20 protein-coding genes are annotated in these 24,260 nt (G+C 40.5%); 3 read left to right on the top strand and 17 right to left on the bottom strand.

What is annotated here, in order from left to right; translation table 11 throughout:
- Nucleotides 1-106 precede the first annotated feature (106 nt).
- Nucleotides 107-2,650, bottom strand: a complete 2,544-nt coding sequence (locus L990_RS11765; RefSeq protein WP_197057275.1) for an outer membrane beta-barrel family protein — start codon at nt 2,648-2,650, stop codon at nt 107-109.
- Nucleotides 2,651-2,758: 108 nt separating this feature from the next.
- Between L990_RS11765 and L990_RS19710 the strand changes: the two genes are divergently transcribed.
- Nucleotides 2,759-2,887, top strand: a complete 129-nt coding sequence (locus L990_RS19710) for an acylphosphatase (protein ID WP_081981694.1) — start codon at nt 2,759-2,761, stop codon at nt 2,885-2,887.
- A 139-nt stretch (nt 2,888-3,026) separates the two neighbouring features.
- Here L990_RS19710 and L990_RS11760 read toward each other — a convergent pair whose 3' ends face one another.
- From L990_RS11760 to L990_RS11725, 8 genes are all read right to left on the bottom strand, one after another.
- On the bottom strand, nt 3,027-4,271 hold the full coding sequence (locus L990_RS11760) for an alpha-amylase family glycosyl hydrolase (RefSeq protein ID WP_052180951.1): 1,245 nt from the start codon (nt 4,269-4,271) through the stop codon (nt 3,027-3,029).
- Between the two features lie 153 nt (nt 4,272-4,424).
- Nucleotides 4,425-5,483, bottom strand: a complete 1,059-nt coding sequence (locus L990_RS19280; protein WP_052180950.1) for a SusE domain-containing protein — start codon at nt 5,481-5,483, stop codon at nt 4,425-4,427.
- A 17-nt stretch (nt 5,484-5,500) separates the two neighbouring features.
- Nucleotides 5,501-7,096, bottom strand: coding sequence for a RagB/SusD family nutrient uptake outer membrane protein (locus tag L990_RS11750; RefSeq protein ID WP_047449364.1), 1,596 nt, complete (start codon nt 7,094-7,096; stop codon nt 5,501-5,503).
- Between the two features lie 11 nt (nt 7,097-7,107).
- A complete protein-coding gene (locus L990_RS11745; RefSeq protein WP_047449361.1) occupies nt 7,108-10,095 on the bottom strand; it encodes a SusC/RagA family TonB-linked outer membrane protein in 2,988 nt (995 codons plus the stop codon).
- Between the two features lie 387 nt (nt 10,096-10,482).
- Complete coding sequence (locus L990_RS11740; protein ID WP_047449358.1) at nt 10,483-11,178, bottom strand: DUF5020 family protein; 696 nt, start codon at nt 11,176-11,178, stop codon at nt 10,483-10,485.
- Between the two features lie 19 nt (nt 11,179-11,197).
- Nucleotides 11,198-12,148 (bottom strand): DUF368 domain-containing protein, encoded by a 951-nt coding sequence (locus L990_RS11735; RefSeq protein WP_410488768.1) that lies wholly within the window; start codon nt 12,146-12,148, stop codon nt 11,198-11,200.
- A 50-nt stretch (nt 12,149-12,198) separates the two neighbouring features.
- A complete protein-coding gene (locus L990_RS11730; RefSeq protein WP_047449355.1) occupies nt 12,199-13,617 on the bottom strand; it encodes a tetratricopeptide repeat protein in 1,419 nt (472 codons plus the stop codon).
- Between the two features lie 74 nt (nt 13,618-13,691).
- Nucleotides 13,692-14,684, bottom strand: coding sequence for a dihydroorotate dehydrogenase-like protein (locus tag L990_RS11725; RefSeq protein ID WP_047449352.1), 993 nt, complete (start codon nt 14,682-14,684; stop codon nt 13,692-13,694).
- A 696-nt stretch (nt 14,685-15,380) separates the two neighbouring features.
- Between L990_RS11725 and L990_RS11720 the strand changes: the two genes are divergently transcribed.
- Complete coding sequence (locus L990_RS11720) at nt 15,381-15,557, top strand: histone H1 (protein ID WP_047449349.1); 177 nt, start codon at nt 15,381-15,383, stop codon at nt 15,555-15,557.
- A 57-nt stretch (nt 15,558-15,614) separates the two neighbouring features.
- Here the strand turns inward: L990_RS11720 and L990_RS11715 are convergent, their stop codons facing one another.
- From L990_RS11715 to L990_RS11690, 6 genes are all read right to left on the bottom strand, one after another.
- A complete protein-coding gene (locus L990_RS11715; RefSeq protein ID WP_047449344.1) occupies nt 15,615-15,911 on the bottom strand; it encodes a GNAT family N-acetyltransferase in 297 nt (98 codons plus the stop codon).
- 177 nt (nt 15,912-16,088) lie between these two features.
- Nucleotides 16,089-16,670, bottom strand: coding sequence for a nicotinate (nicotinamide) nucleotide adenylyltransferase (nadD, locus tag L990_RS11710; RefSeq protein WP_047449341.1), 582 nt, complete (start codon nt 16,668-16,670; stop codon nt 16,089-16,091).
- Between the two features lie 15 nt (nt 16,671-16,685).
- Entirely contained in the window at nt 16,686-17,252 is a 567-nt protein-coding gene (gmk, locus tag L990_RS11705) for a guanylate kinase (protein ID WP_047449338.1), read from the bottom strand.
- A gap of 13 nt (nt 17,253-17,265) precedes the next feature.
- The gene (locus tag L990_RS11700; protein WP_231562275.1) at nt 17,266-18,144 is read right to left on the bottom strand and encodes a YicC/YloC family endoribonuclease; all 879 of its coding nucleotides are present in this window, start codon (nt 18,142-18,144) and stop codon (nt 17,266-17,268) included.
- 48 nt (nt 18,145-18,192) lie between these two features.
- Nucleotides 18,193-19,575, bottom strand: coding sequence for an MATE family efflux transporter (locus L990_RS11695; RefSeq protein WP_047449332.1), 1,383 nt, complete (start codon nt 19,573-19,575; stop codon nt 18,193-18,195).
- Nucleotides 19,576-19,746: 171 nt separating this feature from the next.
- Complete coding sequence (locus tag L990_RS11690) at nt 19,747-21,126, bottom strand: tryptophanase (RefSeq protein WP_047449330.1); 1,380 nt, start codon at nt 21,124-21,126, stop codon at nt 19,747-19,749.
- Between the two features lie 325 nt (nt 21,127-21,451).
- Between L990_RS11690 and L990_RS19275 the strand changes: the two genes are divergently transcribed.
- On the top strand, nt 21,452-22,123 hold the full coding sequence (locus tag L990_RS19275) for a toxin-antitoxin system YwqK family antitoxin (protein ID WP_052180946.1): 672 nt from the start codon (nt 21,452-21,454) through the stop codon (nt 22,121-22,123).
- 136 nt (nt 22,124-22,259) lie between these two features.
- Here L990_RS19275 and L990_RS19270 read toward each other — a convergent pair whose 3' ends face one another.
- Together L990_RS19270 and L990_RS11675 are read right to left on the bottom strand one after the other, a co-directional pair.
- Entirely contained in the window at nt 22,260-23,678 is a 1,419-nt protein-coding gene (locus L990_RS19270; RefSeq protein WP_052180945.1) for a TlpA family protein disulfide reductase, read from the bottom strand.
- A gap of 321 nt (nt 23,679-23,999) precedes the next feature.
- Nucleotides 24,000-24,254 carry a hypothetical protein gene (locus L990_RS11675; RefSeq protein ID WP_047449326.1) on the bottom strand — a complete coding sequence of 85 codons (255 nt, stop codon included), beginning with the start codon at nt 24,252-24,254 and terminating at the stop codon, nt 24,000-24,002.
- Nucleotides 24,255-24,260: the final 6 nt, after the last annotated feature.

Below are 24,260 nucleotides of genomic sequence, written 5' to 3'. Positions count from 1 at the left end.
AAAACCTCACAAGACCCATAAAATAAGAAAACAAAAAGCAGTAGGTCTATTTGAAAGTAGTGATAAGAAATAAGGGGACTACGTCCCCCTTATTTCTTTCCTGAATTTATTGCATCATATCATCAGTCTCTGCATCCTGACGTTGCTGAGTTTTTCGTTTATAATCATTAATCTTGTATGAAAATCCAAGAAAAATATTGGGTGTTTCTCTCCAACTTTTAGTGTAGGAAGTGTAACCATCTCCAAAACCATCCTGTATATACTTATTGGTATTAAAAATGTCACTAACACGCAAACTCACATCCGCCTTCCCTTTTAAGAAAGTGTAGCGAGAGCCCATATCAAAATAGTAGTTTGTCCTCGTTTTACCTTGAGTTCCACCACCCATTCCTCGATATCCACCACCACCTGTTGATACTACAGGAGAACGATGATTGTACATAAGTTGGAAACTGAATGATTTAGTAATAAACCAGTTTGAAGTAGCCCTTAGCGTCCAAGAGTCCGATTCTCTTGTCTTATCTGTTAAAATGCTACTCTCTTTCTCACTTAATTTCGTATGAAAATAGCTATAGTTCGCATTCATATTCCACCATTTAAACAAGTTCACGTTGCTTGACGCTTCTGCCCCATACGACTCACTGCTATTAAGATTCAAGTAACTTGTTATTGAGTGAAGATTGTCGGTCCATGTTCGTACAGATGTAATCACCCCAGTTGTTCTCCGGTAAAAACCTGTGATCGCAAATGAATTTCTATTTACAAGTTTAGTATACCCAATTTCAAAAGAGTTCACGTATTCGGGATTTAAATCGGGGTTACCTTTAGAGATATTTAATTCATCAACCTTATTTTCAAATGGGTTTAAAGCCCAAGTTCGAGGCCTGTTAATCCGTCGACTATAGTTCACTCCAATTTCATCATGCTCATTAGGACTGTACTTCACAAAAAATGAAGGAAAAAAATCCATATATTTTTTTGTAAAAGAAGAGTTCTGTGTTTTTTGATCACCATGAGCATCAGTATGCTCGCCTCGTAAACCTAACTGCATTTTAAACTGCCCCATACTTTGAGCATAAATGGCATAGAGAGCATTCACAATCTGACGATAATCAAAATCATTATCATATTCAGGAAGAGGCTTAATTGGCAAGGTAATATCTGTCGTTCTACTCAAATCGTATCGCATTTTGGAGAAGCTGTGAGAAAGCATATACCCAGTTTCAATTCGACCTTTAGTAGCTACGGGGAGCGTCAAATCTGTCCGAACAAACGAACGAGTATTGTCATTTGTATTGCTAATTACCTGATTTATATATCGCGGCATTTTATCAAGTCCAGTTGTTATAGTCGGTAATAAATCGATATAATTTTCTAATGCTCCCTGCTTGGACTCCATATTACCTCTATCCACATTTAACTCTGCGGTCAACTCAGCCCCCTCCTTTTCAAATGCTTTCTTATAGTTTAGATCATATTCAAATCCACCCTTATTAGTGTTAGAATTCCACCCTTCCTTCGTATAGTTGTATGAAGGTTTGTATTCCGTTAAAGAAGAAGACATTTCCTTGAAAAAACCCAAAGTATAATCATCTCCATCCATCTTTCTTGGTTCTAGAGTAATCGAAGTGCTTATTGTATTTTTACTATTAATGTAATAGTCTACCCCAAACTGAATATTCTGCATTCTAAAATTACCAGTGGAAGTGGTATTTTTTTCTTGATAATTCCGCTCTCCATTTTTAACTTTCTCGGACCAAAAATCTTGGTAACTATCGGCATGAAAAGATCGTAAAGTATAGTTAGCAAACAAATTGACCTTATTTTTCCGGTAGTTGAGGGCAGCATTCCCCATCCATTTACTATTCCATCCAGCATTTAAGGTAACCATCCCGTTCAATCCCCTTTGGACGTTCTTTTTTAAAACAATATTGATAATTCCAGACACTCCTTCTGGGTCATACTTAGCAGATGGATTACTAATAACCTCTACCTTTTTAATTAAGTTAGCTGGCATTTGATCTAAACTGACTAGATTAGAAGGTCTCCCATCTATAAGAATGGTAACGCTAGAGCCTCGCATTGACACATTTCCATCAAAATCGACCTGAACAGCAGGTAGCGATTGCATTATATCCAAAGCAGTACCTCCCGTACCATACATCGTCCTATCAATATTAAATACTTTTTTATCGAGGTTGTTTTGAATCTCACTCTTACGTCCAACAACAGTAACTTCTCCAATACTCTTCGAAGAAGGAGTAATTTCAATCGTTCCAACATCGTTTACAGATTGAGACACCTTAATCCCCTTCCTGACAGACATTGAATACCCAATAAACCTGATTTTTACTGTAAAAAGACCATAAGGTATTTTTTCAATGCTAAATCTTCCTTTTTGATCTGTTATTCCTCCCGTGACAAGGCTGCTATCCTTATCCTTAAATATGGATACATTGGCATACTCAACAGGCCTACTAGTTGATTTATCTAATACAACACCCGTTATCGTACCTGTTTTTATAGAGGCTCTCACATTGTCTCTGCTATTTCCTGCAGTAGAAGTCACTCCTTTTTGAGCAAAAGCAGAATAATAAAAACAGAAAACCAACGCAGTTAAGCAGCCTTTAGTCGCTGTACTAATCTTCATAAAGTAATGTTTGTAGTTATAAGCATTACCGATTAGACGCATTTATTGCTATGGAATTGCTGCGAAAGATTCTATTTTTGTTAAAGCATGTACTAATAGTTCAAATTAATGGAAAGCCGAAGAATCGTAATAAAAGGGAAAGTGCAAGGCGTGGGATACAGATACTACGTGCTCAAAATAGCCAACGATTTAAATTTATGCGGATTTGTTCGCAATTGTTCTGATGGTAAAGTCTAAATAGAAGCAGAAGGAGATTCTATCAGCATAAAGACATTGATAGATTTTTGTCGTATTGGCCCTTCTAGAGCAATTATAAATGGCATAACAAGTCAGTCTCAACCAATAGTGGGCTACACTACATTCCAAATAAGGTAAGTTACTTTACAAAAATAAGACATTGCCATGGTCCTATTTGCACTATCGAACTTGGCGTATACACAATATTAGCCAAATATTCCTTAGCTGCATTTTGTGGGACTTCAACTGATGCAAATGTGTAGCTAAAATTAAAATAAGCAACAACAACACTATCCTTTTTTCTACGTTCTATTTTTATTGTCTTGTTTATGTTACTAGGGTACAGCAACATTTCACCTCCCAAATCACCATTCCATAATGCCTCTTGCTCTTTTTTAAGCATGCATAATTTTTTATACAAAAGGGTAAAGTCAAGATTAACATTCCATTCGATCATATCTTTCTCAAAAAAACTTAACCGATGGCTTAAAGCAACCTCTTGCCCATTGTATATTAGAGGTATACTTGGAATTAAAAATGTTAGAATAGCCATTTGTTTTGCAGCTAAACCCATTCGTTCAAATTCGGTTCCAGACCAAGTATTCTCGTCATGATTTGAAGTGAATGCCATCCGCATATCATTTCTATCAAAAAGCACCTCTTGCTTATTAAAATAATGAACTAAATCATCAACCGTATTTTTTTCCTGAGCCAATCCGTTAAGCAAATGATGAAACTCCCAGCAATAGGTTACATTAAACGCACTATGATGAAGGTAAGGGTCTTCACTTTCTGCCAACATAAATACAGGACGAACTTTATCTAGTTCAAGCCTTATATAATTCCAAAAATCGACAGGTAGAAGGCTGGCCATATCACACCGAAAGCCATCTATATTGGTATTTTTAAGCCAAAATTTCATCACTTCAGCCATTCCTGCCCACATGTTCCTGTTATGAGTATCAAGTTGAGCTACGTCACTCCAATCATAGGGTGCAATAATATTACCTGATTCATCTCTTTTATACCAATCGGGGTGTTGATTTACCCAAACAGCATCGCGCGAAGTATGATTGGCAACCCAATCAATAATAACCCGCAATCCGAGCAACTTTGCAGCATCAACCAATTCAGAAAAATCGCTTATACTACCAAATTCAGGATTTATCGATGTATAATCTTTTATAGAATAGTAACTTCCAAGCACTCCCTTACGATCCTCTTCGCCAATTGGATAAATTGGCATAATCCAAAGAATCTCTACTCCTAAATCCTTTATTCGTTGAAGATGAGCCTCTGCTGCTTTTAAAGTTCCCTCAGGTGTAAACTGACGAATATTCATCTCGTATATAACCGAATGCTTTGACCATTCTGGATGTTTCATAGTTAACCCTCCTCCAAATATCTATCCAAAGACAAAATACATAAGATTCTATTAATTAAACAAAGTACGCTACAAAATAGATAATTATAGCTCACAATAAATATTCGTATCAGAAAAGAGAGAGCCAGACTGACTCTCTCTTTAATATTACTTTTAATTCTTCACTACCTTATACTTATAATTCGGTGCATTACTAAGGTCTAAAGTAACGGTATAGTTTCCATCAGCAGCAACTAAAATATTATCACCGCCTTCGGTCAATTTCCCATTTTTAAGACCATAGTTTAGAGTCCAACTATCATTAGCCCTAAATTTAATGTATTTCCCTCCGATCAAATCAAGGGTAATAGACCAGACTTTAGTTGTTTTGTTGTATGTCAAATTTTTATCAACATCCCAACTTCCGGTAGCATCTCCAATCAAGCCCCACTCCGTTTTTGTCATATTATAAGTTAAATCAGGAACACTAACATTAACCTTAAAATAACCGGCACCAGGAGCAGGAATGTCCCCACCAGCAGGATCTATTTTTCCTGGAGCACCGACCCCATAATTAGTATGACTCCAATCGGCAGCACTTGTAAATTTGAAATTTGCAACTGCGTCAAAATAAACATACCCTTCATATACACCATCACTTTCTTTCGAAGCTAAAGTTGGCGCCGTTGCATGAGTCCAGTCATTTCCGTACCCACTAGCACTCTGATAGCCCCCAGGAACCCACAACATAGGATATACTATAGGCTCATAGTAAGGTGTAAAAAAAACATTCACCACCGTTGAAGCTAACTCTGCGACTGCTGCATTATTAGCAGACGCGACAACACGGACATCCAGTTCTTGCTTTACAGGAACTTCTGGGTCTGGTTGTAAACCTAACAATAGGTTGTTCAAGTCTGGAACTTTAACAATTAAAGTATCCTTTCCATCTACTACCAAACGCTTTGCATTAGCAAAATTATTTCCCTTAAGATCAAATTCGACCTTATAGGTTACCGCAAGATTTGCTCCGTACTTAGCCCTATCCCAAATAAAGGAAAACGTGTTCCCCTTGTCAGCAACTGTAAATACAATATTTTGTCCCGCAGATAAAGATTTTAGAACAGGGGCAGAAGGATTTGCACCTAGCATTGCTTTAGTTTCATCTTTGTCGCATGATCCTAGAATAAATATACCCAGAATCAGATATGTAAACAACTTAAAAGTTTTCATACTCAAAGAGTGTTAGATTAATAACCTGGATTCTGTTTCAAATTAGGATTTGACCCAACTTCTTGATAGGGAATTGGAAGCAAATTATACTTGTCATCCAGCGCTTTTCCTGCTTTGACCCCACCTTTCCAAGGCCACAGATAATCAGCAGAAGTAAACTTTCCAAAACGAATTAGATCTGTGCGTCTAGAACCCTCATAGTACAATTCACGACCTCTTTCGTCCAACAAAAAGTCTAACGTTAATTGAGCCTCCGTCACATTCTGAGAATTATCACCAAAAGCACGCTCTCTTAGCATATTTATATAGGTCAAAGTTGGAGCGATAGCACCACCTCCTCGTTTTGCGGCTTCTGCATAAATCAAGTAAACATCAGCCAACCTAATCATAGGAAAGTCCACATCCGAAAAAGTAAACTTAGGATCACTACCTGCTGCTCCGGTTGATGTTTTATTTCGGAATTTCGTTATACCAATACCTTGAACAAAAGTTTTCCAATCATTCATGGCTAATCCATCTAACATCCGTAGCATTGCTCGTTTATCCTTATTTGCATCGAAAGTAGCCTGATCCTTAATTCCAAATCGCTCTGCAAGTTTAGCGGTTCCTCTATTTCCATTCCAGCCTCCAAGACCAGTTAACTCCTTCCATGCACCATCACCACCATTGGTCGATGAATTGATGATAAAAGTAGTGTTAGCATAACTTTCCATTCTGATGCCATCACAAGCAATAGCCCAAATTATCTCGCTATTATTCTTATCATTATCAGCAAGAAAATTGTAAGAATAATTGCTTTGAAGCTTATAGGTTGACTCGTTTATAACCTTTGCGGCATAAGTGTAGGCATCAGCATAGCGTTCTGTACCAGTGTAAACTTTTGCGTTGAGATACAACTTTGCCAATAAAGCCCATGCAGCAGCACGATCCAATCTTGGATACACGTTTTGGTTGGGAGCAACCATTTCTGTTTGAACAGCAAGCAATTCATCTTCGACAAACTTAAACACCTCTGCTCTTGTTTTTTGTTTAGGAAGAAAAGCCCCAATCCCATCAGCCTCCGTAATCACCGGAATATTAGCAAACAGGTCAAGACCAACCCAGTAAACATAAGCGCGTAAGAATCGAACTTCAGCCCTATACTTTTGGATTTCTGGCCAAAAACTACTCAATCCACGAGCATTAACCTTATCTTGAGTCGATTGCCTTAGGAATTCGTTCATATAGGTTGCAGATAGCATAACTCTATAGTACATATACTTAACAAAGTCATTTTCGGGAGATAACATGCCAAAGTTTAGCTGATCAATACCAGCGTCGCCCCAAGCACACTTCGCATTATCGGATGTGAGTTCCTGAATGTTCCAATACACCCTAAGAAATCCAGAAAAACCTTCATCACCCTTTATATCTCCTTTAAATCCATTTCCCGTCAAACTGAATAACCCATAAATTTTTGCCAAACTTTGAGTATATCCCTCTTGAGTAGAAAATACCAATTCAGAAGTCTTGTCGTTAGGATCGATCGGCGTTACATCCAAATCTTTTGTACAAGACGTTACTGCAATTGTTGCAACTGCAATAATCATTATTATAAATTTTAATCTTTTCATCGCAATCAGAATTAGAAGCTAAAAGTTAAACCTAATACAAATATTCTGGGGGTTGGATATACGCTATTGTCGATCCCACTAAATACTTCTGGATTTAATCCGTTATAGTTAGATATAACAAAAGCGTTTTGAACAGTTCCTGTTACCACTAAAGATCCTTTATTTCTAAACAAATTATCGAAAGTATAACCTAGAGTTATGTAATCCATCTTAAAGAATGAAGCATTCTCAACAAAATAATCGGACTTTAGCAATGTAGAGGTAAGCGTCTTGAACCCTGTTTTAAGAGTACTAGTAGGCAGATTTTGCAAGAACCCTAAATTATTGGGAAAAATTTCGCTATACGTAGACTTTGAGGCCACATTATTGTAAACATAGTTACCCAGTGAAAGTCTTCCCGAAAAATTAAAGAACCAGTTCTTGTAGTTTAACGAAGAGTTTATTCCCATTGTAACAGGGGCAACTGGCGATTTATAAATGTAACGATCATCTCCATTAATCTGACCATCACCATTTAAATCTTCGTATAAGCCTTCAATTGGTTTACCATTTTTATCATAAACCTGCTTTAATACGTAGAAACTGTACAAAGGATGGTCAATTGCATGAATTTGAATTTTATTGTCCTGAGCACCTGCTATTCCCCCAACTTCCAAACCTGCATAGTTTGGGTCATCAAGAAGTGTGAGCTTCTTTACATTCGTTTTATTATAGTTCAACACATAACCTAAACTCCATGTAAGATCCTTCTCATTGATAACTTGCGCATTAAGATTAAAATCCAAACCTCTACTTTCAAAATTTCCAACGTTGGTAATAAGAACATCAGAAAAATTGGTACCTGCTGGAATTGGGATTTCATTTATCAAATCGGAAGTATACTTATAGTAAGCATCGATTGATCCTGAAATACGATTTTTAAGGAAACCAAAATCCAATCCGATATTATAAGACTCCGTCTCCTCCCATTTAATGTTTGCATCATAAGCTGCTGGGGTTAACGTTTGATACCATGTACCAGCCATTGGATAGGAATTTGCAGGTTTACCCAACGTGTAACGAGCAAGAGCAGGATAGTTCCCTCCAGGAATATCTTGCTGTCCTGTAACACCATATCCCAGTCGTAACTTTAAGGTGGAGATTACATCTATATTCTTAAAAATTTCCTCTTGATCAATTTTCCAAGCAAGTGCACCAGAAGGAAATAGTCCCCACTTATTATCTCCAATAAACCGAGAAGATCCATCACGGCGAAGTGTTCCTGTTAAAATATACTTATCATAAATAGAGTATGTTACTCTACCAAAGAAAGATATTAGGAAGTTTTCATTCTTATAGCTATCGTGCTTTATACTCTCTGGAGTTCCTTTGATATTAGAAAGGTCATTACCTCCAGAATTCCAAAAATGCTGCCAAGAATATCCAGCCGTTGCATCAACCTTACTTTTCAAGAATTCAAATTCACGTACATAGTTCATGTAAAAATCGAGTAGCTGATTTCTCTTATTCTGGTTGTAGAAGTTGTTTCGACCTCCTTCATAGTAGACAAAAGCAGCATTTTCTGGTGCAAAATTTCGGCCGTTACTTTTTGAATAGTCGTAACCTAGATTAAGCACGGCCTTTAACCCTTCAACTACAGGAATTTTATAGTCTACTTGTAAGTTTCCTGTTGATCTCCAAGCGTAGCCCTTATCGTAAAGTTGTTCCAGCTGAGAAACGGGATTGTAAGCAAACTTAAGGGGCTTACCTGTATTATCTAACCAAGTAAAATACCCTCCATAAGGAGCGAATAAAGGATCGGCTGATTTTGGCTTTTTAGTTGGATCATACAGAACAGCATCGTTTATTGCTCCTCCATTGTTAAACCGATTCTCAATATACGAACCTTTAACATTGAGATTTACAGTTAACGTATTGTTCAAAAACGTTGGAGATAGATTAAGAGCCATTGTTGTTCTATCCATCTGACTTGTCTTAACAATACCGTCTTGCTTCGTATACCCAATAGAAACACGATATGGTAAAAATCCCTTTTTACCTGCAATGCTCAAATTATTATCGGTTCCAAAAGCATTTCTAAGTATTTCGTCTTGCCAATCTGTATTAACAGAAGGATCGGCTGCATTAATTATTGCCATTGCTTGAGAATTCCCTGCAAACTGAGTTTTCGCAATACTTAGCAGCTCCTTAGAGGAAAGAACATCCAACGTCTTAGTAGGAGACGAAATGCTATTCTTTGTTTCAAACGTTATATTAAAACCACTTCGTCCCTTTTTAGTTGTAATAATGATTACACCGTTAGACGCACGTGCCCCATAAATAGCCGTTGATGAAGCATCTTTGAGGACAGTCATACTCTCAATATCGTTGGGATTAATTGATTGCAATGCATTCCCAACTCCAGATATCCCGTTGTTATCAATAGGAACACCATCAATAACAATCAAAGGATCATTACTGGCCGATATAGAGGATCCACCACGAATACGAATGGTTGGTGAGGCCGTTGGGCTACCACCATTGTTGGTAACTGTTACACCCGAAAGTTTTCCAGAAATAAGTTCTTGAGGAGAACTAGCCATCCCCTTGGTAAAACTTTTGGAAGAAACAGCCTCTAAAGAACCTGTTGCATCCTTCACTTTCGTTGATCCGTACCCTATCACCACAACCTCATCAATTTTTTCGGTCATTGGCGATAGCTGTACATTTAATACATTAGAGGTTATAGGAACCTCTAATGGCGCATAACCAATGAATGAAAAAGTAACAACACTTCCCTTGGGTGCTGTTAACGAAAATTTTCCATCCATGTCTGTTGCCATTCCCGTCGATGTTCCTTTTACAAGAACATTGACACCTGGGATGCTTTCTCCTGTTTTTGCATCGGTAACTTTACCTGTCACCTTAATGCTTTGTGCAAATACTGCACCAGCTGAAAACAACGAAACAACCATCATTGTTAACAACACTCGTCTCAAAGCAGAAATGGGTAGTTTCATAGTTCAAATGTTAAAACCGTTTGTTTAAAATGTTTTATAATTCGAACAACGCTTTGTTTCGTTAAGCAAAAATGAATTAGTTAAAAATTATTAATGCATAAAAACGTTAAATTAAATAGGATGAAAAATTCTTTAATTTTTAATTAAACGAAGAACGAACCAACCTCTGTTTTTACATGTACTCCCACTCTGTTGGATTATATTCCTACATTTTTTATTCAGTTCACCATACTTCCAACAATACTTATAGCAAAAGACAAAAGTTACAGCGTCCCAGCAGCAACCTTATAAAACACCAACATGCAGTACAACTGCTTCTCAACACCCAATTCCCTCAAATAAAAAAGGCTACCAAATAGGTAGCCTTTTTTAACGATATCGCAGCAATTAAAAATTCCATTTAATTGCTGTTGTTGGATATGCTGCAAAATTTTTGGTTACAAAACCTTTACTAATCTCAACTTCTCCACCTACAGAAAGATGCTTATTTATATTATACCAAATTTGAGGTTCAGTTAAGAAAACCAATTTGTTTTGCACTCCACTAAAATATTTAGTTTCCTTCCAAAAATCAGCAAAACCAGAGAAGGTAAACTTCCCATCCACTAAATGCATATACCAAACACCTGTTAGCTGAAAAGATGGAGTTCCAAACCCTTGAATATACTTATACATGGCAGAAAGGGTAAATCCTTTAGTAAAATTTGAATTATTCCAAACATAATCAGCCCCAAAAAGCCATGCGTCGTTAATTGGAAAACCGAAGCCTTTTCCTAACCCTTGACCTCCATTATACTCCACATGGGCAGCAAATGGACCATCCCAGAATTTTAAGCTACGGGCAATCTCCCAATAGGCAAGGCTTACACCCTTAACACCTCTTTCTCCGTAGTTCATATCTACAAAAAAGAAGGTGCTTCCATACTTATCTGGTTTAAACATTTCAACAGTAGTTGTAAATACACCAGCTGGCACAGCACCTTGCTCCTGGCCTCTACGCCAATCGTAGTGCAGCTGTAGATTTTGCGCAAAAGCACCTATTCCTGATAATGCAAGGATTGCAACAAGAAACAGTTTTTTCATTTTGAGTGATTTATAAATGTTAGTTAGACTTTGAAAATCGAGCAGCAATAATTTCAATCAGGGCAATAATAGAAACCCCAACAAGCATAAACAAGACTGCAAAACCAACCATAGAAGGCAAATTCCGACTTGTCTCAAAAACGGAGGGCAGCACATTCTTCTCTAATAAAGGAACAACCTCCCCATAATTGTTCGTAAAAGTTTCTAAAACCACTTTCCAAGGCCAAAGTTTATTTAGAGAACCAATCATAAATCCGGCTAAAATACCGATAGTTACATCGTGATATTTGCGTAGCAACCACGTTAGTAAATTTGAGAAGCTAATAATCCCAACGAGCGCACCGGCTGCAAATACCCCCAATACTGGAATATTAAAGGAGGTTACTGCACTAAGCACAAAGAAATACTTTCCAAGCAGCAACAAAATAAAACTACCAGAAATCCCTGGAAGTATCATCGCACAGATAGCGATCGCACCAGAAAGAAAAACGAACCAATAACCGTTAGGAGTTTGAGTTGGGGTTGCCATTGTTATATAAAAAGCCGCAGCAACACCCAAAATAAAAGAGATAAAAACCCCAACGGTTTTCTTTTTTATTTTTTTTGCAACAATCCAAGATGAGGAAAGAATTAATCCAAAGAAAAAAGACCAGACAAGAATGGGATAAAGCTTAAGAAGATGCTGAAGAAGGCTAGCAAGAGAGAAAATGCTAATTAGAATGCCTGTAAAAACAGAGAGAAGAAAATAACCATTAATCGCTTTCCAAAATAGGGAAAGCCCCCCTCGTCGGAAAATTTGTCGAAAATTCTCTAAATTAATCGACTTTATGGAGGAAAGAAGTTCCTCATAAATTCCCGATATAAAAGCTATTGTGCCACCAGAAACACCTGGAATAACATCAGCAGCCCCCATTGCCATTCCTTTAATTATTATACCCGAATAATGCGGGTAGAACTTTCGTTTCTCCAATACACAAACATTTAAATTTACAATAGATCAACTCTTAAAGAACTGCTCTGCTAACTCTTATCTGACAAATGATTTTTCAATAGTGAAATATAACGCTGATCTTCAATAGCATCAGAACATATTTCAAAAAATTCTTCGACCGTATCCTTATCAAGCGTTAGCGCTTTATCAAACTCTTCTAAACTCTTATCAAAATCGTTTTGCATATGATAATAGGCAGCCAAACGATAATGTAACGCAGCAATATCTTGGTTCTCGGCAAGTGCATTTAAAAGCACCTCAATCCCTTGCTCTATCTCCTCGTCAACTTCAATTTCGGAAAGCAAAAGCCACGATTCAAAATCTAAAGGATCCAAAGCAATTGCCTTTTTAAAAGCATCACGAGCATCGTCCAATTTTTCGAGACGCATCGATAACTTCCCTAAGCCAAACCAATACTCAGGAATATCTGGATCGAGCTCTATGGCACGGCGCGCATACTCATAGCTGACCTCTACGTTATCCTTTTCTAGTTCGACAACCGCTAGCCCGTAAATGGCATCAGGGTTATTAGGTTCTGTTTCTAGCGTTTTTTTATAGTAGATGGCCGCATTGTCAAAATCGCCCAACTTCTCATAGCACTCCCCAATACAGCAGCTGGCAATAGAGCTGTCGTCTTCGAGCTTAGAATACTCAAAAAAAATCTCTAGCGCCTTTTCAAAATCACCGTTGTTCGCAAGCGCATTTGCCTTGCTAAAGTACGACATCGATCCATCGGGCTCCAAAGCGATGGCATAGTCTAGCGCCTCTATCGCCTTGTCGTTTTTTCCCAACTTTGAGTAAAGCGTGCCGAGATTAGCCCATCCAAAAGGCAGGAATGGATCAGCATCAAGCATGCGCTCGTAGGCATAGATTGCCTCTTCAGTCCTATTCAGCTTTTCGAGAATAAACCCGAGTTCTCCGAATATCTGAGAGTTATCAGGATCGATAGTTAGCCCCTTTTGAAGATACTCTGCGGCTATCTCAAATTCGTTGAACTCCTCTAAAACAGCGACGATCTCAAAAATCATATCGAGCTTTTGATCTACACTCTTTTGAATTGCCAAGTCAAACATGCGAAAAGCCTCAAGGGTATCGCCAGAAACTAGCAACGCCTTGCCCTTTACAAAATAAAAGTCTGGGTTATTTTTTTCGATAGCTTCAACGGAGATCAAATCCTCTAAGGCATCAGAAAGATGCCCTGAAAACAGCTCTATTTCGGCCTTCTTTAGCGTAAGTTCGGTAGAGTTGGGATGCTGCTTTCTTGCAATCCGAAGAACATTAATAGCGTCCTCCGATCGATCTTCCTGAATGTAATGATCGACCATCTGCTCGTACTCGTGTATGTCGAAGTAGGCTATGCGGTTACTTTTAACCATTGCCTCAAAACGCTTCACGATTTCACGTAGGTTATCGCCTTCGCTGTAGTACAATTCGCTATCTTCTTTCATTAATTGAACTTTACGTGGTAAAAGTAGCAAAAAAGAAGACAAAAAAAACGGAAGGGCATTCTTGCCCTTCCGTTTTATCGATCTTTAAAGTATTTCATAAATTGAACCCGTTCGAACGCTGCGGGATTATAGGTTTTATCTCTCGACATTTTTCCCCTAAACTCCTTTAACGATCCGTAGGAATTTTCCTGCATCCAGGTCTTTAAATCGGCAAGCATAACTTCAGCGTAGTCGATTCCATGCAGATAAAAAGCAGAAGCCACATCAACCACCTTAGCTCCTGCCAGCAGCTGCTTCACCATGGCAGCACCATCATGCACACCAGTTGAGGCAGCAATATCACATTTAACCCGGTTAGACATTATGGCAACCCAACGCAACGATGTAGACAAATCTCCAGGGGTGCTAAGTACGTTTGAAGTAGTAAACTCCAGCGTATCTATATCAAAATCGGGGTTATAGGTACGATTAAACAACGTAATCCCCTTTATACCTGTTTCCGATAGCAGCTGAATCATCATCCCCAACGCTGCTGAGTAGTAACCTATTTTTATTGATACAGGAATCGTTATCTTCTTAAGAATTTTTGTAACCACATCAAAATAAACACTTTCATTTTCTTCGCAGGTTCGTGTAAAATCGGAAGGCAGCACAAAAACATTCAACTCAATAGCATCTGCTCCTGCATGCTCAATACGCTCGGCAAAATCCATCCAACCATCGGGAGATACACAGTTTACCGATGCGATAATAGGAATGGAAAGCGTCTTTTTAGCATCCCGAATTAACTTTAAATAATCGCCTAACGGATCCTGAATTTCGTCATAGTCATATTCAAAGTACTCCATCGTTTCTGGATAAATGAAACGAGAGGCGGCCATCTTACCAATAGCATCCTGCGTATTCCGGATTATCTCCTCCTCAAAAATAGACTTAAGCACAACAGCACCAACCCCACTCGCTTCAAATTTCTTCAAATCGTCGAGGTTTGCCGTTAAACCACTGCTGCTAGCCACTAAAGGAGAGCGCAGCTCTAATCCTAGGTATTCTGTAGAAATATCAACCATGGTTAATGTTTTTAAACAACGTTAATTTACTAAAATTACAAAACTCAAACAACTTTTTCTGAAATAAGTTGTGTATTTCTCCATATTTCAACTATAAAACGCCAAAAGATCCAATCAAAAATGGGAGCATCGAGCTTTAAACAAACTTTTATTTCTTCAAATCATATTTTAAGCATAGCACACAGTGCTCTTAACCGCATAATTAAAACCACTAAAGATCCTAGGCTCTGAGGCATCCCCCTAATTCGCGGTTGTTAAATTAAAAATACACACCACAGTCAACCGCGAGAAACACACAAACTTCCATTCATTTCAGGATAGGCTTAAGCAATAAATAAAAGATATTCAAACCTATAATTCCCTACTTCTTCTTTCTTTCATCATGGCACATAAGATGAAAACCTACCCTATTTTAACAGAATACAGCCGCATACGAAACCTACATACAAATAAAAAAACAACAACTTTTAACACCAATCGTATTTTATTTAATTCAATTTAAACATACAAAATCACCAAAAAAAACTACTCGATTCAAAAAAAAAACTGCAAACCCGCAAATTTTCGCTACAATATAGGTTTAGCACTAGTTTTTTATCTTTTTTTATTTGTACATTAGCATTAAGTTTCACTATGACTAGTTAACCATAGTGTGAATTTAAGTTACCATTAGTACTTTACTCAACTTTTTTCTTTATGCAAGAACTACTTGAACAAATCAAGCAGCAAATTACGCTTTACACAGAGAATGCTGAAGCGTATGCATCTAAAAACAGCAAAGCTGCAGGAGCTCGTGCTAGAAAAGCAACCTTAGAGCTTACAAAACTTTTTAAAGAGTTCAGAAAGAATTCTATCGAAGATTCTAAGAAGTAGGACTCTTACCCACGTGGTAAAAATTACAAAGCCACCTTTTTAAGGTGGCTTTGGCTTTTATTCGGTTGGCACAAACAGCACATCTGCAAGATCGGAGTTTTTTTCAAATATTTTTTTGGCAAAAGGACACCGAGGAAAAACCGTTCCCCCTTCAGCCCTCGCAAAAGCCACCACCTCCATAACAAGCCGATGAGCAACACCTTTCCCCTTATAGGCATCAGCAACACCCGTATGCCTAATCGTCAATACACTCCTTGACGCATTCCACGCATAGGTGATCTCCCCCATTTTCACGCTATTTTCGCTAGCAATAAATGCTCCCTTATTTTTGGACTCCACATGAGCTACTTCCATAATTGTAATTTTGGGAAAGAAACAACAAGAAAATCGTTTTGTTTGAGAGGCTATAAGCGCATGCACACGACAACATCACCATTTTAAAAATATCAGCAAAGCACTTCGAGACTACAACTTAATTGAATGGAAGAAGTTAAGCGCGAATATCGGAACACCTGCACGCAGCTGAGTTTTCTAGAGGCTAAGGTAAAGATTGTTGATTTGAATATAGGAACGAACCAGATCTGAGACTAACCCATCGATGAGCATTCCCTTACCTACCAGCATCCTAATTTGAGTGGATGAAATATCAAGATAGTCGGCCTGAATTTTGGTAACGCCATATTTTTCTGCAAGAAAGTCGGAATCATCGCCCAAACGAGGAAAGAAAAAGATAGAATAATGCAGAAGAATCTCGCGATAAGATTTCCAACGCTCGATAGAGGCAACGTTATCGCTACCCATAATGATACCAAAGCGAAAGGTTGGGTATTTATGCTTTAGTTCTGATAGTGTATCAATCGTGTAGGAGGGAGTAGGGAGATTAAACTCAACGTCCGAAGCCTTAAATGGGAAATTTTGATCGGCAACTGCGAGCTCTACCATCCGCAATCTATCGATATTCGAAGCCAACTCGGCTCCTGTTTTTAGAGGGTTTAGGGGGCTTACAATAAACCAGATCTCGTCGAAGCCCACCTTTTGTAGCATTTGCGTTGCTATGCTTATATGCCCGTTATGAATCGGGTTGAAAGATCCAAAGTAGAGTCCTACAAACATAGCAACGCAACCTATTTAAGAGTTCAAAAACTCGGCAATTTTACGATGGGCAGCCTCTTTGGCAGCCTCCAGATCGTCATTCACCAGCACAAAATCGAACTTAGAGGCGTACGAAAGCTCCTCTTCGGCTTTGGCCACCCTCCGCTCTATTGCTTCTGGCGAATCGGTTCCCCGCTCGACCAACCGATTTCTAAGCTCAGAAACCGATGGCGGCATTATGAATATAGACAGCGAGCAATCGGGAAACATCTTTTTTAGATTAACACCTCCTACCACATCTACATCAAATACAACCACGTTATCTTTAGCCCAAATTCTATCGAGTTCCGACTTGAGGGTACCGTAAAAGTTATCCGTATAAACCTCCTGCCACTCCACAAACTCGTCGTCTTTAATACGCTTCTTAAACTCCTCGGCCGATAAAAAGAAGTAATCATGGCCGTGCTTTTCGCTACCGCGCGGAGCACGTGAGGTGGCCGAAATAGAAAACTCGAATCGGTTAAACTTAGAGAGAAGATGCCTCACAATAGTGGTTTTCCCAGCGCCAGAAGGTGCTGAGAAAATTATCATTTTACCGCTCATAAAGACGAACTAGTTACAGGATGTTAAGGATTTGTTCTTTAATTTTTTCGAGTTCGTCCTTCATTTGAACGACAATCTTTTGAATATCGGAATCGTTAGCCTTAGAACCTAAGGTGTTGATTTCGCGCCCCATTTCCTGAGCCACAAAACCCAACTTACGGCCTGGAGTCTCCTCCTGTGCGCAAACTTCGTGGAAATATTTGCAGTGGTTTCTTAGGCGAACCTTCTCTTCGGTAATATCCAGCTTCTCGATGTAGAATATAAGCTCCTGCTCAAAACGGTTTTGGTCGATATTTGCCTGAGGAACAAACTCCGCAATGTTGCTGGCAATTCTATTCTTAATTACCTCGATGCGGCTTTTTTCGTACACCTCCACATCGACCACCTTGCTACCAATTTTGTCAACACGTCCTAGCACATCGGCAATAAGGGCGCTACCTTCCTGAACGCGAAACTTCTCGATCTCGGTAAGGGCCTGCTGAACGGCGGTTTTTAGCGCAACGATCTCTTCGGGGGTTACCTCCTGGCGCTCTACGTGCAGCACATCGGGCATACGAAGAATAGTTTGAACAACGGGCTCGTTAACCAAGCTAATGCCCAACTCGTCCGAAACAGCCTTAACCTGCGCGTAGTAACTGGCAAATACGTCTTTATTGATTGATGCCGGAGCCTCCTCCTTGGTTGATTCTACAAACACAAAAAGGTCGACTTTGCCACGAACCAACTTTTTTGAGACCTCTGAACGCAACTCCAGCTCATGCTCGCGGTACGACATGGGCAACTTAACGTTCAAATCGAGCTGCTTACTATTTAGGGAACGAACTTCGACAGTTATCTTTTTTCCTAATATCTCCTGCTCGGCCTTTCCGTAGCCGGTCATCGATTTTATCATAAAGCGTAAATTTTGGCAAAGGTAGCTTTTTTTCAGCTATAACGAACGTTACACCTCCATTTCGCCCATCATTGCTTCGGCGGCATTACCACGCCCCTTGCTATCGAACACCGTTTTATTCTTCCACTTACCTGTTCGGTAGTATGCGTAGGCTCCAACGAGGCCCACCGCCCAGCCAATTGGGATTGAAAGCCAAATGCCGCTAACCCCTATCCATTTTGCCAGAATATAGGCTGCAGGCACACGTACCGCCCAAAGCGAAACCAGCGTAGTAAGCATCGGAACCATGGTAGCACCCGCGCCACGCAGCAGCCCGTTAATGGTAAACATGGCCGTAAACACCCAGTAAAACATTGCGACAACGGTAAGGTACTGTGCTCCGATACCGATAACCTCCTGGTTGTCGGTAAACATGCGCATCATATCCTTGCCAAAGATTAGGATAACCACCGTAACGGCCAGCGTAAGCCCCATCGAGAGCCAAAGGGTGGATATTAGCCCCTTACGTATGCGCTCCATCTTTTTGACCGCAATATTTTGCCCCACAAAGGTTGATAGGGCCACCGAAAAATTCATGGCCGGCATCATAGCCAGCGAGTCGATACGCGAGGCGGTGCTGTAGGCCGCAATAACATTTGTTCCGAAGGAGTTTACAATCCCCATAAGAGCAGTCATACCCAGCGCCACAAAGGTTTGCTGAATACCCGAAGGCAGCCCTATCCGGATGCACTGACGGAAGATCTCCCGATCGAACGACCATCCCTTAAAGCGATAGCCAATTATCTTATGGTACTTATTAAGGTAAACGATGGCCATGGCAAACGCTATAGCCTGCGCCAAAATGGTAGCAATGGCGGCACCGGCAATGCCCCACCCAAAGTAGCCGATAAAAAGAATATCGAGCACAATATTACCAATGGTAGATATTATCAGAAAGTAAAGCGGCGTTTTGGAATCGCCCACCCCACGGAGGATGGAGATTACCCCGTTAAAGCCAAAGGCGAGCACCATACCAGCCAGGTAGATTTGCAGAAACAGGGTGGCATCGTCGAGCAGCTCGTCGGGTAACTGAATGAGCCTCAAGATAGGCCGCGAGAGGAAAAGCCCCGCAACGGCAATAACCAAACCCGACCCCAACAGAAATAGGTTGATCGTATCCGAAGCCTTTTTAACCTTATCGTACTGCTTAGCCCCGAAGTACTGAGCGATAACGATAGAGCCACCGCCGCCAATCCCAATTACCAGCGCAATAATAAAGAAGATGATGGGATACGAGGCTCCCACCGCCGCAAGCGCCTTGGTGCCGAGGTATTGCCCCACAATCACGCTATCGATAATGCTGTATAACGATTGAAATACATTACCTATGAGCATAGGAATGGAGAAGTTCAAAATAAGCTTAGAAACGCTGCCCTCGGTAAAGTCCTTCATCAATAAAATATCTGTTAGAATACAAAAGTCACATAATAATCGTATACAGGCAAACCATTTTCAATTATTTATCGAAGCGCCCCACAAAAAGAAAGCAGCCGCGATCGGGTTGACCACGGCTGCTGACACAATTCAATATATTAAGGCAGTGTAAAATCTAAGCGACAGGTGCTACTTTACCTTTTCCATTTCTACGGTAAAGTGGCGAAGTATTGGAGCTTCCTTCACAATCTCAACCCCCTTGGTGATGCTCTCGCGCCTATCGAATACGTTCTTTAGCGCAGCAGCAACCACGTCCATATGGTTGTTGGTGTAGGTACGACGAGGGATGGCCAAACGAAGCAGTTCCAGCTCTGGGTAGCGGTTTTCTCTGGTTTCTGGATCGCGGTCGGCAAGGATGGCGCCAATCTCAACACCACGAATACCGGCCTCTACGTAAAGCTCCACGCCCAACGTTTGGGCAGGGAATTGCTCGCGAGGTACGTTAGGAAGCACCTTCTTGGCATCAACAAAGATGGCGTGGCCACCGGCAGGACGCTGGTAAGGAATACCATACTCGTCGAGCTTCTGACCAAGGTAGGCAACCTGACGAATGCGGTTATCAAGCGTATCGAATTCGGTTCCTTCGTCCAAACCAACAGCTAGAGCATTCATATCCCTACCGCTCATACCGCCGTAGGTAACGTAACCCTCAAACATTATATTGTAAACGGTAGCCTTTTGGAAGGTTTCCTCGTCCTTAAAGCCAATAAATCCACCCATATTCACAATGGCATCCTTCTTAGAGCTCATGGTCATATAGTCGGCATACTGGTACATCTCCTTTACAATCTCCTTAATGCTCTTATCGGCGTAGCCCTGCTCGCGCATCTTAATAAAATAGGCGTTTTCGGCAAAACGAGCCGAGTCGAATAGCACCGGAATACCGTACTGCTTGGCCAGCTTGCTAACCTCGCGAAGGTTTTCCATAGATACAGGCTGACCACCAGCGGTGTTGTTGGTAACGGTCATACAGATAAAGGGAACCTGCTCCTTGCTGTGCGTTTTAAGGAATTCGGCCAGCTTGTTTACGTCGATATTCCCCTTAAAAGGCACCTCGAGCTGGGTGTTCGAAGCCTCGTCGATGGTAAGATCTACCGCGTGCGCCTTACGGAACTCGATGTGCCCCTTGGTGGTGTCGAAGTGCGAGTTTCCAGGAATGTACGATCCCTCCTTAATAAGCACCGAGAAAAGCACGTTTTCGGCAGCACGTCCCTGGTGGGTTGGCAGGTAGTAAGGAAATCCAAGGATGTTGAAGATGGCATCCTTTAGCTTGTAGTACGAGCTGGCACCAGCGTAGCTCTCATCGCCCAGCATCATGGCGCTCCACTGGCGATCGCTCATGGCGCCAGTGCCCGAGTCGGTTAGCAAGTCGATAAACACGTACTCGCTGCGTAGGTTAAACAGGTTGTAGTGAGCTTCCTTAATCCAACGCTCACGCTCTTCGCGGGTAGAACGACGAATAGGCTCTACCATCTTAATTTTGTACGACTCTGCAAATGGAAGTTCCATAGCTATAATATTTTTGTAGATTACTGAATAGCAGAAACCACAAACCAGCACCAAGGCTGTTGGTTGGGCATCTGAGTTACTAAAATAAAAGGGTAAGAAGTGGAGCCGCGAGGGCTATGCCTGCAGCAGCTACGAACAGAATGAGTCTCTGTTCTTCAGATTCAGGAAAATGAGTTTTTGAGTAGCTTTCACTATCATGTCAAAAAATCTTGTGCGCCAAAAGTAGAAAATACATGCAAAAGAGCCAAGCTTTTTGAGGCTAATTCTGCCTAAAATTTTAAACTTTTTAATACATTCACCATCTAAATCCCGTTAACGTTAAGCAATGAGAAATACCGCAGCGGCCTTACTACTTTTAATGGTTTTAGGGGGATGCACCTCCAAGCAAACCATCACCATCAACCAGGTAGCCTTTACCTACGAGGGCAACGACGAGCAGGGAACGGCCACCAACACCTACCCCGAAGGGCAGCTGAAGTCGTATGCCGAGCTAAAAAACGGCCTGCTCGACGGGAAGTTCGCCAACTACGCCCCTAACGGCAAGGAGAAGGCAACCTACTACTACAAAAACGGGAAGATGGAGGGGCCCTACAAAATTTACTACCCCAGCGGAAAAATTTACGAGGAAGGCTACTGCCGCAACGACGCCAAAGACGGCCTGTGCGTTAGGTATAATATAGACGGCACCAAAAATGCCGAGCTGCTGTACGCCCAAAAGGATATGATGGGCTTAACCGAGTACGAAGGGACCAAGGCGGTAAAGTACGAGCTGCACGTAACCGAAAACATAGGCGCCCTACGCCAGTCGAACTTCAAGTTCAGCGTTACCCCTACCCCAAAAGAGGTGCAGTACTACGTGATAGCCAACGGCGACACGAAGATCATCATAGGCAGCACCTACACCATCACCCGAAAGCCCGGCCAAAAATTTGAGTTTGCCGCCAAGGGAGTTACCGAAAACAAGAACGTATTTAGGCTAACCGCCGCACCCATGTAGCGGCATGTAGGGGTAAAGAAGTTGCTGCTGTTAGGTACACAAAGAGAAATTAGCAACTCCTTACTGTACGAAAAAAACTTCACAAAACGAAACAAGAGGAAACCTCGACTGTCGATCTTAACAGCAGCAATCGGGATTATTTTCCAATGTACTCAAGTAGCTTCTGCTTAAGGGCATCTAAGCTACTAGGCCGAGGAAGATTCGCATCTAAAATATTTCCATCCTTACCTATAAATGCATAACGTGGAATCAAGAAGGTCTCTGTTCCATATATCTTTTGCTGTATATCGCTATAAAGAGAATTATTTATCCGATGATGGTATCCGCCAAGTTTTAGGACATCCGCCATTCGCTTCCATGCCTCGTGGCTCTTTTTGTCATCGATGGAAAGATAAAGTTTTTTTACCCCCAACGAATCTAACAGGTGCTCCAGCGGATTAAGCCTTTCCTGCATCATCTCATTCCGGCAAGGGCCACACCAAGTTGCCCAAAGGTCGACAAACACATAACCACCTTTAAAATCGGCAAGAAGTTCTGAAAGGGTATTTTTCTGATCTTCGATAAAGACTTTTTTCACATCGTCTTTCTTTATGTTTAAATAGGGTTTCAGCAGGCTATCCATCATCGGCTTTAGTTCCGTCTTTGGATACTGGCTATTGTAGTATTTGTAGGCAGCCTTCCATCCCAAATCATCGTAACCTCGGCTCGCATAAAAATAAATGGTCGTTGCCAATTCGTACTCCCTCGCATGATTTTGGTTTGGAATAAACGCCGCTTTTTGAAAATCGGCAGGAAGCAACTTCTTGCTTACTAAGCCTCGGCTGGTATCAGAATAGTATGTTGAGGCATGATACCGGAAAAGAATATCAGAAATAAAAGGATAGTCTGACGGATTTTTCACCCCAGTCCGACGCAGAAGCAAGGAGGCAAAAGGCTCTATTTTTTTCCAAGAAATTGATTTCCAACTCTCATTAAAATCAACAAATGCTTCGTAAACCATACTCCTATACTTCTTTTTTATAACATCTCTAAAGCGATCATCAACCTTTCCTATCCTATATAGCGAGTCTATTTTCGAATCAAAGCCTGCAGTAAGCTTGCAAGCCTCGTTATACCGCTCCTGCAATGAAGGTTTAGCACCAAAAATGCTATTAAACTTAGGGTATACAATATATGAGGGAAATGAAGCCTGCAGCCATAGCAGATGCCCCTCTGCATTCCGTCCTTTTATAGCATACCTAAAACAGGTGTCTATGTGCGCCTCTATCCGAATTGTATCCTTGGGGAAAAGAATCAGAGAAAAGCGATAATTCGACATATTGAAGTTAAAAATCCCCCCCTCCTTGCTGTTAAGGTTGAACACATGATCTTTTAGCGAGTCGACCTTGTAATTTTTCGAAAGCATATTTAGGTAGCTATTATACCCCTTATAGGGCCATGCAATGGTTAGTAAAGATTTGCTCATGCCCATTTCTGCAACCTTTACTACAACTTGCTGGGATTTCCCTTCGAGTGAAAGTACCATTAGTAGTATAAAAATCAGCGATCTACTCATATTAGAATTTACAAAATTGTTTTTGAAAATATTAATTATAAAGACGAGGCTACTTCTACTTGCGCGAGCAGCCTCTAACCGTTTTTTTATTTATTTTTCTACAGATCTTCGTTCCACGCATTGTCTCCCATGGCGGTAGAACCGTTTAACAGAATTATCTAAGGCTCTTAATCAGGGTAATTATCCGTCCAAGCGCCAGCCATTCCAAAACAACCACAAGCATAATGCGTAGTTCCTTTTGTTCTTCTTGACTAAGAATATGAAGACAAATCTAAGTTTGCATTTTTCAAAACTAACGCTTAATGTTTTAACATTAACTTTCTACTCACTTAAATCTAATACAGGAGGGTAAGTAGGAGGCGTAGGTTCATCATCTCCATCTACATACTTCCATCCCATTTCACAACATTTTTTCACCACACCTCTAATTGACAATACTCCAGCATTATTTGTATACAATTCATTACAACAACATAATTGTCTAGCAGGAACGAGTAATTTTCCTCCAACAATAGAAACTTGTTCTTTTTTGCTTAATACATGAGCACCAAAACTACTTATCAACTTTCCAATCATCTATTT

This window comes from Alistipes sp. ZOR0009, from assembly GCF_000798815.1.
Taxonomy (GTDB): domain Bacteria; phylum Bacteroidota; class Bacteroidia; order Bacteroidales; family ZOR0009; genus Acetobacteroides.
This window is presented reverse-complemented; position numbering and strand designations above follow the sequence as displayed.

What these genes read in the sequence shown, in the direction of transcription:
- L990_RS19275 (WP_052180946.1), top strand. Translation starts at nt 21,452, where the DNA reads ATGAGAAATACCGCAGCGGCCTTACTACTTTTAATGGTTTTAGGGGGA.
- L990_RS11750 (WP_047449364.1), bottom strand. Translation starts at nt 7,096, where the DNA reads ATGAAAAGATTAAAATTTATAATAATGATTATTGCAGTTGCAACAATT.
- L990_RS11765 (WP_197057275.1), bottom strand. Translation starts at nt 2,650, where the DNA reads ATGAAGATTAGTACAGCGACTAAAGGCTGCTTAACTGCGTTGGTTTTC.
- L990_RS19710 (WP_081981694.1), top strand. Translation starts at nt 2,759, where the DNA reads ATGGAAAGCCGAAGAATCGTAATAAAAGGGAAAGTGCAAGGCGTGGGA.
- nadD (WP_047449341.1), bottom strand. Translation starts at nt 16,670, where the DNA reads ATGTTTGTAGGACTCTACTTTGGATCTTTCAACCCGATTCATAACGGG.
- L990_RS11725 (WP_047449352.1), bottom strand. Translation starts at nt 14,684, where the DNA reads ATGGTTGATATTTCTACAGAATACCTAGGATTAGAGCTGCGCTCTCCT.
- L990_RS19280 (WP_052180950.1), bottom strand. Translation starts at nt 5,483, where the DNA reads ATGAAAACTTTTAAGTTGTTTACATATCTGATTCTGGGTATATTTATT.
- L990_RS11700 (WP_231562275.1), bottom strand. Translation starts at nt 18,144, where the DNA reads ATGATAAAATCGATGACCGGCTACGGAAAGGCCGAGCAGGAGATATTA.
- L990_RS11745 (WP_047449361.1), bottom strand. Translation starts at nt 10,095, where the DNA reads ATGAAACTACCCATTTCTGCTTTGAGACGAGTGTTGTTAACAATGATG.
- L990_RS11730 (WP_047449355.1), bottom strand. Translation starts at nt 13,617, where the DNA reads ATGAAAGAAGATAGCGAATTGTACTACAGCGAAGGCGATAACCTACGT.
- L990_RS11675 (WP_047449326.1), bottom strand. Translation starts at nt 24,254, where the DNA reads ATGATTGGAAAGTTGATAAGTAGTTTTGGTGCTCATGTATTAAGCAAA.
- L990_RS11715 (WP_047449344.1), bottom strand. Translation starts at nt 15,911, where the DNA reads ATGGAAGTAGCTCATGTGGAGTCCAAAAATAAGGGAGCATTTATTGCT.
- L990_RS11720 (WP_047449349.1), top strand. Translation starts at nt 15,381, where the DNA reads ATGCAAGAACTACTTGAACAAATCAAGCAGCAAATTACGCTTTACACA.
- L990_RS11695 (WP_047449332.1), bottom strand. Translation starts at nt 19,575, where the DNA reads ATGAAGGACTTTACCGAGGGCAGCGTTTCTAAGCTTATTTTGAACTTC.
- L990_RS11690 (WP_047449330.1), bottom strand. Translation starts at nt 21,126, where the DNA reads ATGGAACTTCCATTTGCAGAGTCGTACAAAATTAAGATGGTAGAGCCT.
- L990_RS19270 (WP_052180945.1), bottom strand. Translation starts at nt 23,678, where the DNA reads ATGAGTAGATCGCTGATTTTTATACTACTAATGGTACTTTCACTCGAA.
- L990_RS11740 (WP_047449358.1), bottom strand. Translation starts at nt 11,178, where the DNA reads ATGAAAAAACTGTTTCTTGTTGCAATCCTTGCATTATCAGGAATAGGT.
- L990_RS11760 (WP_052180951.1), bottom strand. Translation starts at nt 4,271, where the DNA reads ATGAAACATCCAGAATGGTCAAAGCATTCGGTTATATACGAGATGAAT.
- gmk (WP_047449338.1), bottom strand. Translation starts at nt 17,252, where the DNA reads ATGAGCGGTAAAATGATAATTTTCTCAGCACCTTCTGGCGCTGGGAAA.